Raw genomic sequence first — 13,135 nt, forward strand, 5'->3', positions numbered from 1 at the left:
GTCGCGGGTGCGGGTGGCGAAAGCCCGGGTGAACGCGGCGCGCAGGGTCGGCCAGCCGGCCGGGTCGTTCTGGGGCGGCAGCTGGCCGGGGTCCAGGCCGAGGCCGGTCAGCAGCTGGGCGTAGAACTGCGGTTCCAGGGCACCGACCGCGACGTACGCGCCGTCGGCGCAGGCGTAGGTGTCGTAGAAGGGGGCGCCGGTGTCCAGGAGGTTGGTGGCGGGTTGGTCGTTCCAGACTCCGGCGGCCCGGAAGGCCCAGATCATCTGTGCGAGTGAGGTGGTGCCGTCGACGACGGCGGCGTCGACGACCTGGCCGACGCCGGAGCGTTCCCGTTCGAACAGGGCGGCGAGAATGCCCATGACCAGGTAGAGGGAACCGCCGCCGAAGTCGCCGACGAGGTTGAGAGGGGCGGTGGGGCGGGCTCCGGTGGTGCCGATGGCGTGCAGGACGCCGGTGAGGGAGAGGTAGTTGATGTCGTGTCCGGCACGGTCGGCCAGAGGGCCGTCCTGGCCCCAGCCGGTCATCCGGGCGTAGACCAGACGGGGGTTGCGGGCGAGGCAGGTGTCGGGGCCGATGCCGAGGCGTTCGGTCACGCCGGGCCTGAAGCCCTCGATCAGGATGTCGGCCCGTTCCACCAGCCGCAGCGCGGTGTCCCGTCCTGCCGGGCCCTTGAGGTCGGCAGCCACCGAGCGGCGGCCGCGCAGTAGCCAGTCCGGCCGGCCCTCGGGCACGGTCCGGATGCCGCCGACGGGCCGTTCGATGCGTACGACGTCGGCGCCGAGGTCGGCCAGCAGCATGGCCGCGTGGGGTCCGGGGCCGATACCGGCCAGTTCCACCACCCGCAGGCCTGCCAGCGGTCCGGGCATCGTGTCCTCCTTGTGCTCCGCGGTGTGCGGGCGGGCATCTGAGCTGTGAGCGTTGGGGGTTGAGGGGTCAGCCCGCGGCGAGTGCGGCGATCTGTTCGACGAGCCGGATGCGTCCGGGGCGGTCGGCGGCGTTCGGGCCCACCGGCTGCAGGGACAGGGTGGTGACGCCGGCCTCTGCGTAGGCGGTGAGGCGTTCGCCGACCTCGTCGGCGGTACCCACCAGGCACAGGGCGCGTACCAGTTCCTCGGGCAGGGCGGCGGCGGCTTCGTCCTTGCGTCCGGCCAGGTAGAGGTCCTGGGTGCGTTCGGCTTCCTCGGGGTAGCCGTAGCGGTGGGCGAGGTCGTTGTAGAAGTTCTTCCCGCGGGCCCCCATGCCACCGATGTAGAGGGCGAGTTGGGCGCGGACGGCGCGCAGTGCCTCCTCGGTGTCGTCGCCGATGGCGGCGGGGACTCCGATGCTGATCTCCAGCTCGCCCAGTTCCGGTGCTCGTTTGGCGCCACCCTCGGCGAGGGCGGGGCCGAAGACCTCGGCCGCCTTGCCGGGGTGGAAGAAGATCGGCTCCCACGCCTCGGCGATCTCCGCGGCCAGCGCCACGTTCTTGGGGCCGATGGCCGCGAGCATCACCGGAATCCGGTCACGGACGGGGTGGTTGATGAGTTTGAGGGGTTTGCCGAGTCCGGTGCCCTGTTCGGCCGGCAGGGGGATGCGGTAGTGCCGGCCCTCGTGGGTGACGGCCTCGCGTCGCCAGACCTTGCGGCAGATCTCGACGAGTTCCCGTGTCCGGCCCAGCGGCGCGTGGTACGGCAGGCCGTGGAAACCCTCGATGACCTGGGGGCCGGAGGCGCCCAGTCCGAGGGTGAAGCGGCCGCCGGAGACGTAGTCGAGTCCCGCGGCGGTCATGGCCATCAGGGTGGGGGTGCGGGAGTAGATCGGCAGGATGCCGGAGGCTATCTGGAGCCGGTCGGTCTTGGCGGCGATGTAGCCGAGCTGGCTGACGGCGTCGAAACTGTAGGCTTCCGCGACGAAGACGATGTCGAGTCCCGCGCGTTCCAGGTCGCGCAGTTCCTCGACGGCTTCGACGAAACCGCCGCTGTAGTCCAGTTGTATCCCGATACGCATGGCAGTGGTCCCTTCCGTGGGGAGCCGGGTGGGCGCACCCGGCGGTGCCGGGCGGGGGGACGAGCACGTGTCCGCGCCCGTGGGGGCGCAGACACGTGGACGAGGGGATGGCGGCGCGTCAGCGCGGGCCCATCCGGATCGCGCCGTCCAGGCGGATGGTCTCGCCGTTGAGCATCGGGTTCTCCACGATGTGCGCGGTCAGCGCCGCGTACTCGGCGGGATCCCCCAGCCGGGAGGGGTGCGGGATCTGCGCGCCGAGAGAGGCCTTCGCCTCGTCGGTGAGCCCGGACAGGATGGGTGTTTCGAACAGGCCGGGGGCGATGGTGACCACGCGGATCTTCAGGGAGGCGAGGTCGCGGGCGACGGGCAGGGTCAGTCCGACCACGCCGCCCTTGGAGGCGGAGTAGGCGGCCTGGCCTATCTGGCCGTCGAAGGCGGCCACGGAGGCGGTGTTGACGATGACTCCGCGTTCCCCGTCGATCTCCTCCGCCCGGCTGATGCGTTCCGCGGCCAGCCGGATGACGTTGAAGGTGCCGACGAGGTTGACCTGGAGGACCTTGGTGAAGTCGGCCAGGGGGAAGGGGCCCTGCTTGCCGACGGTCCTGATGGCGTTGCCGATGCCGGCGCAGTTGACCGCCACCCGCAGGGTGCCCAGTTCCTGTGCGGCGTCCAGTGCGGCGGTGATGTCCTGTTCGCTGGTGACGTCGGCGGGCGCGAAGACGACTCCGTCACCGAGTTCCTCGGCGACGGCCTTGCCGGGTGAGGAGGGCAGGTCGGCGATGACGACCCGTGCTCCGGAGGCGGCCAGCTTCCTGGCGGTGGCCAGGCCCAGGCCCGAGGCGCCGCCGGTGACCAGGGCGACGCTGCCGGTGATGTCCACGGCTTTTCCCTTCTTCGAACGGGGTGTGGTGAGGGTGGGATGGGGGTCAGAGGCGTTCGATGACGGTGGCGTTGGCCATGCCGCCGCCCTCGCACATGGTCTGCAGGCCATAGCGGCCGCCGGTGGCCTCGAGGTGGTTGAGCAGGGTGGCCAGCAGGCGGGTGCCGGATCCACCGAGCGGGTGGCCCAGCGCGATGGCGCCGCCGCGCGGGTTGAGCCGCTCGGGGTCGGCGCCCAGCTCCCGCTGCCAGACCAGGGGGACGGGGGCGAACGCCTCGTTGACCTCGTAGGCGTCGATGTCGCCGATCGTCAGGCCGGCACGGGCGAGGACCTTCTCGGTGGCGGGGATGACTCCGGTCAGCATGAGCAGCGGGTCCGAGCCGGTCACCGCGAACGAGTGGAAGCGGGCCCGGGGGCGCAGGCCCAGGGCGGCGGCCTTCTCCGCGCTCATGATCAGTGCGGCGGAGGCGCCGTCGGTCAGAGGTGAGGAGTTGCCCGGGGTGATGGACCAGTCGATCTCCGGGAAGCGTTCGCCCATGGCCTCGTTGTGGAACGACGGCTTGAGCGCGCCCAGACCGTCGACGGTGGTCGCGGCCCGGACGGTCTCGTCGGTGGTGAGCGTGCGGTCGGTGCCGTCGGGGCCGGGGACGGTGATCGGCAGAATCTCGTTGTCGAAGGCGCCGGAGGCCGCCGCGGCGGCGGCGCGAGCGTGCGAGCGGGCGGAGAACTCGTCGAGGGTGCTCCGGTCCAGCTTCCAGCGGGCGGCGATGAGTTCGGCGGAGATGCCCTGGTTGACCAGGCCGTCGGGGTAGCGGGCGGCCACGGCGGGCCCGGCGGGGTCCTCGCCCTGCGAGCTGCTGAACATCGGCACCCGGCTCATCGACTCCACGCCGCAGGCGATCACGACGTCGTAGGCGCCGGCGATCACGCCCTGGGCGGCGAAGTGCGCGGCCTGCTGGCTCGAGCCGCACTGCCGGTCGATGGTGGTGCCGGGCACGGATTCGGGCAGGCCCGCGCCCAGCACCGCGTTGCGGGCGATGTTCATCGTCTGCTGGCCGGACTGGGAGACGCATCCGGCGATGACGTCGTCGATGAGGGCGGGGTCGAGGTCGTTGCGCTCCACCAGGGCGCGCAGCACCCGGGAGAGGAGGTCTGCCGGGTGCACGCCGGACAGCTGCCCGCCGGGCTTGCCCTTCCCCGAGGGGGTGCGGATCACATCCACGATTACCGCGTCGGTCATGGGTCTTCCTTTTCGTGAGGAACGTGCGGGCGGTGGTGAGGGCCGGCGGGCGCCCGGAGTGTCGCTCCACGGGCGCCGCACCGGGGTCCGGCCGGGTGTCAGCGGCCGGACCAGCGGGGGGTGCGCTTCTCGGCGAAGGCGCGCGGGCCTTCCTTGGCGTCCTCGCTGGCCATCAGGGCGGCCATTTCCTTGTGGTTGAGCGTCCACAGGTGCGGGTCCAGGTCCGAACCGTGGGCGTAGCTGTCCCGCATCAGCCGCTTGCTGCTCTGGACGGACAGGGGCGCGTTGGCGGCGATGGAGTCGGCCAGTTCCAGTGCGCTCGCCAGTACCTGCTCGCCCGGTACGACCCGGTTCACCAGACCCCAGCCGTGGGCGGTCTGCGCGCTCATCGGTTCACCGGTGAAGAGGAGTTCGGCCGCGACCTTGGGCGGGATCTGCCGGGGCATGCGGAACACTCCGCCCGCGGCCGCCATCAGGCCGCGCTTGACCTCGGGCAGGCCCAGTCGCGCGTCCTCGGCGGCGACCACCAGGTCGCAGGCGAGGACGATCTCGGTGCCGCCGCCCAGCGCGAACCCGTTGACGGCGGCGATCAGCGGTTTGTCGATCGGGTGCTGCACCAGCCCGGCGAAGCCCCATTCCTCGTGGCCCTCGGCCGTCACCGGACGTCCGGCGGCCAGTTCCTTCAGGTCGGCGCCCGCGCAGAACGCCCGGCCCGCGCCGGTGATCACACCGACCCGCAGGTCGGGGTCGGCGGCGATCTCCTCCAGTGCCGCACCGACGGCGGCCGAGAGGGCGGAGTTCACCGCGTTCATGGCCTGCGGCCGGTTCAGGGTGATGACTCCCACGTGTCCGCGCCGCTCCAGCGTCGCGGCCTCGCCGGCCGTCTCCTTCGAGGTGGTCATTGTTGTCCTGTCTCCTGTGGTGTACCGGTGGGGGCCGGTGCGACGGCTGCCGGTCCGGCCCGCTCGCTCATGTCAGCTCGCCGCTTCCTGCGCCGGCCGGTAGACCGACTTCAGGGAGTGGTACGGGGCCAGGCCCTCCGGCCCCATCTCGCGGCCCAGACCGCTGGCCTTCACGCCGCCGAAGGGTGCCTGGAGGTCGACGCCGTACTGGTTGACGCCGACCGTGCCGGACCGGATCCGGGCGGCAAGGTCCATGCCGCGTGCCACATCGGCGGTCCAGACCGTGCCGGCGAGGCCGTACTCGGAGTCGTTGGCGAGGGCGACCGCCTCGTCCTCGTCCGTGTAGGGGATCACGCACAGCACCGGGCCGAAGATCTCCTCGCGGGCGATCCGCCAGTTGTTGCGCACGTCGGCGAAGACGGTCGGCCGCACGAACCAGCCGTCCGTCAGGCCGTCGACAGGGGCGGTGCCGCCCGTGGTCAGGCGGGCTCCTTCCCGCACGCCGAGGTCGATGTAGGCGTGAACGCGTTCGCGCTGGGCGGCGCTGACGAGCGGGCCGATCTGCGTCGCCCTGTCCAGCGGATCACCGATGCGCAGGCCGCGGACGGTGTCGGTGACCGCGTCGACCACTTCGTCGTAGCGTGAGGCGGGGGCCAGGATCCGGGTGCTGGCGTGGCAGGTCTGGCCGTTGTTGGTCAGGCTCACGTCCAGGAGCGCCCCGGTGAACTCGGTGAGGTCGGCATCCTCGGCGATGATCGCGGCGGATTTCCCGCCCAGTTCCAGCGTGACCGGCCGCAGCAGGCGTCCGCACTGTTCCCCGATGGCGCGGCCCGCTGCCGTGGAGCCGGTGAAGGCGATCTTGGCGACTCCCGGGTGGGAGACCAGGTACTCCCCCGCCTCGCGGCCGCCCGGCAGGACGCTGAGCACGCCCGGGGGCAGCCCGGCTTCCTGTGCAGCGTCGGCGAAGAAGAAAGCGTCCAGGGCGGTTTCCGGGGCCGGTTTGAGGACGACCGTGCAGCCGGCGGCCAGGGCGGGCCCGATCTTCATCGCGGCGAGGGACTGCGGGTAGTTCCACGGGGTGATCGCGCCGACAACGCCCACCGGCTCGCGGCGTACGACGGTCTCGCCGATCAGGCTCGGCCGTACGTCCGTCGCGGGCAGTTCCCGCAGCAGCCGGGCGTAGTAGGAGACGATCATCGAGGCGCTGAAGCCGTTGACGGGGATGGAGAGCGAGAGGGGCATCCCGTTCTCCCGGCTGACCAGGGGGGCGATGTCGCGTCCGCGGGCCTTCAGTGCCGCCGCGAACCGGTCCAGCAGGTCGGCCCGTTCACCGGCCGACATGGCCCCCCACGGCCCGGTGAGCGCGTGTTCCGCGGCGGTCACCGCCGCGTCGACGTCCGCGGCCGACGCCATCGCGGTCCGGCCCAGGACCTTCCCGGTGGCGGCCTCGACGACCTCGGCCCGGCCGCCGTCGGCCGGCGCGGACCACTTCCCGCCGATGAACAGTTCCCATCGGTCCAGTTCCATGGAGCTCCCTCGTTTCTTCCGCCTCGTTCGATCGACCGTTTCGCCGGGACATGCCGGGCTCCCTGCCGGACAGGGGTGACGGGTTCCAATGCGCGCGGCGCAGGTGGTGGCAGGCTCACGGGGACGGCGCCGGTGAACGGCGGCGTGAGGGGAACCCGCTACCAGCAAACTAATGGTTGTAGATAAACATAGGGGTGTTCGAGGCCGGTGGGCCAGCCCCCGGGGAGGTTCCTCTCCCCCGTGCGCCGACCCGGCCGTCTCACCCCGTGGGGGCAAGCCCGTGCACCAGCGGTACCGGATCGCCTTCGGCGCCCACCAGGTGGATCACGGGGGTGGTGACCCCGTTGTCGACGTAGTGCTGGATCCGCTCGCGGCAGTGCGCGGCCGGTCCGTGCAGCACCAACTGGTCGACCACCGCGTCGGGGATGGCCCGGAGTGCCGCCGCGCGGTCGCCGTCGCTCCACGCCTTCCACATCGGCCCCAGGTCGTCCCCGCGGCCCAGCCACTCGTGGAAGGCTCGGTAGACGGGGACGTTGAGGTAGGCGGCGATCATCCGCCGGCCCAGGGCGCGGGCGGTATCGGGGTCCGCTCCGGGCATCACGAAGATCCGCGCGACGATCTCCTTGTCCGGGTCCCGTTCGCGGACGTAGGGGGCTACGGTGCGCACGTCCTGCGCCGACAGCCAGTTGACGACGGCGCCGTCCCCCTCCCGGCCGGCGAGTCGCAGCATGCCGGGGCGCAGGGCCGCGACCAGCACGGGAGGTGGCTCGTCGGGGACGAGCTGCGCGGTGAACCCGCGCACCGTGAAGGTGTCGTAGGTTTCGGTCACCTTCTCCCCGCGCAGGGCCGCCCGCAGGAACCGCACGGTGTCCCGCACCCGTTTGTAGGGTTCCTGGAAGGGGATGTCGTTCCAGCGCTCGACGATGACGTCGGAGGAGGTGCCGATACCCAGGGCGAACCGACCCGGGGCCGCCGCGGCCAGGGTGGCGGCGCTCATGGCCAGGGTCGCCGGCCCCCGGGTGAACACCGGCACGATCGCGGTTCCCAGCCGCAGCGCGGGCGCCCACACACTGGCCAGGGCCAACGGGGTGAAGGCGTCGGTCTCGTTGGCCTCGGCCGACCAGACGTCCGTGTATCCCAGGTCCGGCAGGGAGGCGACCAGCTCCCGCTGGTCGGGGAGCGACAGTCCCGCCACCGGGAGGGTGATGCCCCAACGCTTCGTCATACCAGCTCCATGATGTGTCGACCGCCCGTCCGGCTGCTCGGCGTCGTCCTCGCGCGCCCCGCGTGATCAATGCGATTCGTGATCCGCATGTCCGGGAGGGGTGTGTGGTCCGGGGCCGTCGTGCGGACGGCGGCCGCAGGGGCCGGGCCCGACCCCTGCGGCCCCGTGGCCGTCAGGGGGTGCGTACCAGGTCGCGGCTGATGATTTCCTTCATGATCTCGTTCGTACCGCCGTAGATGCGCTGGATACGCGCGTCCATGAACGCCTGGGCGATCGGGTACTCCTTCATGTAGCCGTACCCGCCGTGCAGTTGGACTCCGGTGTCGATGACCTTCCACTGCATGTCGGTCGCCCACCACTTGGCCTTCGCCGCGTCCACCGCGGTCAGCGTTCCGGCGTTGATGGCCCTGACGCAGCGGTCGATGTAGGCACGGGTCACCTCGATGCGGGTGCGCAGTTCCGCCAGGGTGAACCCGACGCTCTGGAACTCCGCGACCGACTTGCCGAAGGCCCGCCGCTCGCGGACGTAGTCGAGCGTCCAGCGGAACGCCGCCTCCGCCGAGCTCTGTGCCGCCACCGCGATCGCCAGCCGCTCCCGCGGCAGGTTCTGCATGAGTGAGGGCAGGCCGCTGCCCAGGGGGCCGAGGAGGTTGCCGACGGGGACCCGGGCGTCCTCGAAGAACAGCTCCGCGGTGTCCTGCGCCTGCAGGCCGACCTTGTCCAGCTTGCGTCCGCGGGTGAAGCCGGGGGTGTCGCGTTCCACCACGAACAGGCTGTACCCCTTGCTGCCGGCGTCCGGGGCGGTCCGCGCGACCAGCACGACGAGGTCCGCCAGGATGCCGTTGGTGATGAACGTCTTCGAGCCGTTCAGCACCCAGTGGTCGCCGTCCCGGACCGCGGTGGTGGTGATCCCCCGCAGGTCGCTGCCTGCTGCGGGCTCGCTCATCGCGATCGCGCCGACGGTCTCACCGGTGGCGAAGCCGGGCAGCCAGCGCTCCTGCTGCTCCTCGGTCGCCAGGTTCAGTAGATAGCCGAGCACGATGTCGTCGTTCGTGCTGAACGACGATTGCAGCGAGGAGGCGCCGACGCGGGCGATCTCCTCGCACAGGACGACGCGGTAGCGGAAGTCCGGCTCCCCCGCCCCGCCGAAGCGCTCCGGCACGGGGAGCCCCACCATGCCGGCGTGACCGGCCTTCTTCCACGTTTCCCGGTCGACACAGCGCTCCTCGTCCCAGCGCTCCATGTTCGGCACGACCTCCCGCTGGACGAAGGAACGCGCCGTCTCGCGGTAGGCCTCGTGGTCGGACTCGAAAAGATCACTGTCCATCAGGTCTCCTTGTTCCAGGCGGAATCGACACGCCCATGGGTCGGCTGGACGGCCGGGTGCCGCCGGGGCGCGAAAGGGGTGGGCCCCGGGGCACACCGCCGGGGCACGCCGCGAGGGCGGCCCGGCGCACACGGTCCGCCCCGTCCGGTCCTTGCGCAGGTGGTGCCGGTGGCCCGGTTCGTCACAGATCCAGAACCAGGGTCGGTGACAGGCATCGGGACACGCAGGGCATCATCGTCTTGCCCTGCCGGCGCTCATCCTCGGAGAGCAGGGAGTCCCGGTGATCGGGCCTGCCCTCGAGCACAGCCGTCTCACAGGTGCCGCACGTGCCCTCGAGGCACGAGGTCGGCAGGTCGACGCCGGCCTCGCCGAGCACGTCGGCGATGGAGCGGTCGGCGGGCACGATGGCCTCAGTGCCCGTACGGGCGAGTTTCACGACGAACGCTCCGGGCTCGGGGGCGTCCTGGAGCGTCTTGGGGGAGAACCGCTCGAGGTGAAGGCTCCCCTGCGGCCAGGGGGCGGTGAGTTTCTCCACCGCTTCCAGCAGTGGTTCCGGCCCGCAGCAGTACACGGCGACTCCGTCCCGGGGTTCACCCAGGACCGACTCCAGGTCCAGCAGCCCGAACTCGTCTTGCGGCTGGATGCGGACCCGATCGGCGCGCTCACCGGCGAGTTCGTCGAGGAACGCCATGGAGGAGCGGGTCCGGCCACCGTAGAGGAGTGTCCATTCCGCCCCCGCCGCCTCTACCCGGCGGATCATGGGCATGAGCGGCGTGATACCGATACCGCCGGCGATGAACAGGTACTCGGGGCTGTCGACGAGGGAGAAGTTGTTGCGGGGGCCGCGGACCTGGACGCGGTCCCCTTCCGCCAACCTGTCGTGGACGTGGACGGAGCCCCCGCGGCCGGCCGGCTCGCGCAGCACCGCCACCTGCAATCCGGCACGGTCTCCGACGTCGCCGCACAGCGAGTACTGGCGCACCAGGCCGCCGCCGAGGACCAGGTCGATGTGCGCGCCCGGCTCCCAGAAGGGGACTTCGCCGCCATCGGGGCACGCCAGCGTCAGGCGCACCACGTCCTGGGCCAACTGGTCGCGCCGTCGGACGACCAGATCGTGAACACTCTCGTTCGCCGACACCGCTCTCACCTCTCAAGCAATTGCGGATCGACCGTCCGCCGCAACCAGATAACCTTATGGCTGTAGATTAACTGCATCTACTGCATGCCGCTACCCCCATCGGCGAAGAGGACGGCTTCCCCCGTCCGGACGTCTTCTGGAGCCGGGACACACCGGTCCCGGGGACCGGGCCGAGAGGCTCGCGAAGCCCTCGCAGGGTGGTGGCTGCGGACAGGTGCCGCTCGCCACGGGGGCCGGCGCAGCCAGCAGCGAGCCGGGCGGCACCCCTCTTCTTCCCACGTGCAGCGGCGCACCGGTCGGTGGGCGCCGACGGCTGGTCGTCCCCTACGGCCCCGGACCCGCGGCATGGTGGCGAGCACCGCGCGCGATGCCCTCGAACACACCGCCCGGCTCGGCAGGGCCTTTCCCCGGGAGCGCTGTACGAGGGGGCCGGGACAGCGCCCTCGGTCGTCCGGCCGCCGTCGAAGAGGACGGCGACCAGGCCGACCTGGCCAAGCAGCGAGCGCGCCGGCACATCGACCACGGGCGCACGCTGACGCTCACGGCCCTCGACCGCTCACTCGACGCCTGAGCCAGGCGTTCAGTCGAGCAGCCCGCTTCCGGTGACACGGCCGCAAGCGACGTGCCGGGGCTGCCCGCGTGCGGGCGCCGACGTCGTATCCGCTACAGGAACGACTGCCCCGGCCCGGTGAGTGAGCGTCCTTGGGACGGGGCCGGCAGTCATCTGCCACAGCCACCAGGAGAAAGTCCGGCCAGTCGGGGGCAGTGCTACTCCACCGAGGGCACGTATCGGGTCGGCCACTCCCTCGGCCTTGGCCGCCTGGACAACCACGCGTTCTCCCCGCCGATGTCGCCTTGGCCCCCACCACGATCCTCGCGTGACCGAACGAGCTGCTGAGTTCCCGTCCGCGAGTCGACGGGACGAGGTCACCCGGCGCCCACGAGGAGGAGGGCGAAGTCGCCGTACTGGTAGACGATCTGGTCTTCCGTCAGCTCTCCGTCCTCGCGGTACCAGACGGCCACGCCCATCCCGAGGTCCAGGATCGCGTACGAGGCCAGGCGGGCCGATGCGACGTGGAAGCGCCCCGCGGCGATCCCGGCCTCGACCAGCTCGCGGAATGCCTTCTCGTACGCGTCGCGCCGGGCCAGGACAGCGGTGCGGTGCGGTTCTTCGAGGCTGCGGATCTCCCGGTTGCCGACGAATGCCTCGAGCCGGTGCCGCGCGTGGTAGCGGACGTGGGCCTCGGTGGCGCGCCTGAGCCGTTCGGTGGGGTCCTCGGTCCCGGCGACGGCGGTCCGGTGGGCGGCGAGGAGCGCGTCCATCGTGCCGGTCATGATCTGCGCGAGCAGTGCCTGTTTGGAACTGACGTGTTTGTACAGGCTCGGCCCGCGGACGCCGACCGCCGCACCGATGTCGGCCATGGTGGTGGCCGCATACCCGCGCTGGGTGAACAACTCCAGGGCGGCGGCGCGGATCGCGTGGGCGCGCGGGGGGCCGCCGGCCGCCGGGGGACTGCCGGGCCGGTTCGCCGCGGTGTCTCGGTGCGTGCGGGGCTGCGGCACGGAAGGCTCCTCGGCGTGGGCTGCAAAGTTCGGCTAGTACATGTTAGCGGGATCGTGGGTAGTCACGACGGCGAATCACTGCGGGTCTTGACAAGACAAGTAGCGGACCGTTGTCATGTGGCTAACGTCTATTAGCCAGGTTGAGGCCGCGCGGTGCGAGGCGCCTGCCTGGTGTCAGGAGGCACCGTTGCCCGTGAACCCGGACCACAGCCCCGAGGCCGTGGAGCTCGCCCGCCGTACGGCGGAGTTCGTCCGCGAGGTGGTGATCCCGGCCGAGGAGGAGTACGGCGGGGTCTCCGCCGTCGGCGGGGAGGCGCTGCGGACGCGCCTGCAGGAGGCCGCCCGCAGGGCCGGGGTCTTCGCCCCGCACGTCTCCCCGGAATACGGCGGCCACGGTCTGGACATGCGTGGCCGCGCGCTGGTGTTCGAGGAGGCCGGCTACTCGCTGTTCGGTCCGCTCGCCCTGAACATCGCGGCCCCCGACGAGGGCAACATGCACATGTTGGAGGCGATCGCCACCCCGGAACAGAAGGAGCGCTACCTGCGCCCGCTCGCCGAGGGCCGGGTGCGGTCGTGCTTCGCGATGACCGAGCCGGCGCCGGGTGCCGGCTCGGACCCGTCGGCGCTGACGACCCGCGCCGAGAAGGTGCCCGGGGGCTGGCGGATCGAGGGCCGCAAGTGGTTCATCACCGGCGCGGACGGCGCGGCGTACGCGATCTGCATGGCCCGTACCTCCGGCGAGCCGGGGACGCGGGGCGGGGCGACGATGTTCCTCGTCGACGCCGACAACCCCGGGATGAAGATCGTGCGGCACATCGACACCTTGGACGAGGCCTTCTTCGGCGGCCACTGCGAGGTGCTCTTCGACAACTGCGTCGTGCCGGACGAGGCGGTGCTCGGCGAGGTCGACAAGGGGTTCGAGTACGCTCAGGTCCGGCTCGGCCCGGCCCGGATGACGCACTGCATGCGATGGCTGGGCATCGCCCGCCGCGCCCAGGACATCGCGGTGGCCCGGGCCGCGGACCGGGAGCTGTTCGGCTCCCGACTCGCGGAACTCGGCATGGTCCAACAGATGATCGCCGACAACGAGATCGACGTCGCCGCCTCGCGCGGACTGATCCTGCAGGCCTGCCGGGAACTCGACCAGGGCCGCTCGGGGGCGCAGTCCACCGCGATCGCCAAGACGTTCACCGCCGAGGCGGTGTGGCGGGTCGTCGACCGGTCACTGCAGATCTGCGGTGCACTGGGCATCTCCGGGGACGTCCTGCTCTCCCGCTTCCTGCGCGAGGTCCGCCCCTTCCGCATCTACGACGGGCCCTCCGAGACCCACCGCTGGGCGATCGCCC

12 protein-coding genes are annotated in these 13,135 nt (G+C 71.5%); 2 read left to right on the forward strand and 10 right to left on the reverse strand.

The features are described 5' to 3' along the window. The 9 genes from B7L92_RS30065 to B7L92_RS30105 all read right to left on the reverse strand — a co-directional run. Window positions 1-867 (reverse strand): CaiB/BaiF CoA transferase family protein (locus tag B7L92_RS30065; protein ID WP_081240506.1); only part of this gene is annotated, 867 nt, incomplete at its 3' end. A 67-nt stretch (window positions 868-934) separates the two neighbouring features. Next, window positions 935-1,987, reverse strand: coding sequence for an LLM class F420-dependent oxidoreductase (locus tag B7L92_RS30070; protein WP_081240507.1), 1,053 nt, complete (start codon window positions 1,985-1,987; stop codon window positions 935-937). A gap of 118 nt (window positions 1,988-2,105) precedes the next feature. Next, window positions 2,106-2,867, reverse strand: coding sequence for a 3-hydroxyacyl-CoA dehydrogenase (locus tag B7L92_RS30075; RefSeq protein WP_081240508.1), 762 nt, complete (start codon window positions 2,865-2,867; stop codon window positions 2,106-2,108). A 46-nt stretch (window positions 2,868-2,913) separates the two neighbouring features. Continuing rightward, window positions 2,914-4,107 carry a thiolase family protein gene (locus B7L92_RS30080; RefSeq protein ID WP_081240509.1) on the reverse strand — a complete coding sequence of 398 codons (1,194 nt, stop codon included), beginning with the start codon at window positions 4,105-4,107 and terminating at the stop codon, window positions 2,914-2,916. Window positions 4,108-4,205: 98 nt separating this feature from the next. Next, entirely contained in the window at window positions 4,206-5,009 is an 804-nt protein-coding gene (locus tag B7L92_RS30085; RefSeq protein ID WP_081240510.1) for a crotonase/enoyl-CoA hydratase family protein, read from the reverse strand. Between the two features lie 72 nt (window positions 5,010-5,081). Beyond that, window positions 5,082-6,536: an aldehyde dehydrogenase gene (locus B7L92_RS30090; RefSeq protein WP_081240511.1), complete on the reverse strand. Its 1,455-nt coding sequence runs from the start codon at window positions 6,534-6,536 to the stop codon at window positions 5,082-5,084. Between the two features lie 259 nt (window positions 6,537-6,795). Beyond that, window positions 6,796-7,761 (reverse strand): LLM class F420-dependent oxidoreductase, encoded by a 966-nt coding sequence (locus B7L92_RS30095; RefSeq protein ID WP_081240512.1) that lies wholly within the window; start codon window positions 7,759-7,761, stop codon window positions 6,796-6,798. A 172-nt stretch (window positions 7,762-7,933) separates the two neighbouring features. Then, entirely contained in the window at window positions 7,934-9,088 is a 1,155-nt protein-coding gene (locus B7L92_RS30100; protein ID WP_081240513.1) for an acyl-CoA dehydrogenase family protein, read from the reverse strand. A 181-nt stretch (window positions 9,089-9,269) separates the two neighbouring features. Beyond that, a complete protein-coding gene (locus tag B7L92_RS30105) occupies window positions 9,270-10,226 on the reverse strand; it encodes a PDR/VanB family oxidoreductase (RefSeq protein ID WP_218030481.1) in 957 nt (318 codons plus the stop codon). A 367-nt stretch (window positions 10,227-10,593) separates the two neighbouring features. On the opposite strand from B7L92_RS30105, the gene B7L92_RS40415 reads away from it, so the two are divergent. Further along, window positions 10,594-10,797, forward strand: coding sequence for a hypothetical protein (locus tag B7L92_RS40415; RefSeq protein WP_143626399.1), 204 nt, complete (start codon window positions 10,594-10,596; stop codon window positions 10,795-10,797). Between the two features lie 356 nt (window positions 10,798-11,153). On the opposite strand, the gene B7L92_RS30110 is transcribed toward B7L92_RS40415, so the two are convergent. Continuing rightward, the gene (locus B7L92_RS30110; RefSeq protein WP_081240514.1) at window positions 11,154-11,789 is read right to left on the reverse strand and encodes a TetR/AcrR family transcriptional regulator; all 636 of its coding nucleotides are present in this window, start codon (window positions 11,787-11,789) and stop codon (window positions 11,154-11,156) included. Between the two features lie 187 nt (window positions 11,790-11,976). Here B7L92_RS30110 and B7L92_RS30115 point away from each other — a divergent pair. Beyond that, window positions 11,977-13,135: acyl-CoA dehydrogenase family protein (locus B7L92_RS30115; protein ID WP_081240516.1), on the forward strand; the 1,159-nt coding region annotated here is incomplete at its 3' end.

The organism is Streptomyces viridosporus, assembly GCF_002078235.1.
Lineage (GTDB): Bacteria > Actinomycetota > Actinomycetes > Streptomycetales > Streptomycetaceae > Streptomyces > Streptomyces viridosporus.

Excerpts from the sequence above, each read along its gene's own strand:
- B7L92_RS30100 (WP_081240513.1), bottom strand. The coding sequence starts at position 9,088 with ATGGACAGTGATCTTTTCGAGTCCGACCACGAGGCCTACCGCGAGACG.
- B7L92_RS30095 (WP_081240512.1), bottom strand. The coding sequence starts at position 7,761 with ATGACGAAGCGTTGGGGCATCACCCTCCCGGTGGCGGGACTGTCGCTC.
- B7L92_RS30080 (WP_081240509.1), bottom strand. The coding sequence starts at position 4,107 with ATGACCGACGCGGTAATCGTGGATGTGATCCGCACCCCCTCGGGGAAG.
- B7L92_RS30085 (WP_081240510.1), bottom strand. The coding sequence starts at position 5,009 with ATGACCACCTCGAAGGAGACGGCCGGCGAGGCCGCGACGCTGGAGCGG.
- B7L92_RS40415 (WP_143626399.1), top strand. The coding sequence starts at position 10,594 with ATGCCCTCGAACACACCGCCCGGCTCGGCAGGGCCTTTCCCCGGGAGC.
- B7L92_RS30070 (WP_081240507.1), bottom strand. The coding sequence starts at position 1,987 with ATGCGTATCGGGATACAACTGGACTACAGCGGCGGTTTCGTCGAAGCC.
- B7L92_RS30090 (WP_081240511.1), bottom strand. The coding sequence starts at position 6,536 with ATGGAACTGGACCGATGGGAACTGTTCATCGGCGGGAAGTGGTCCGCG.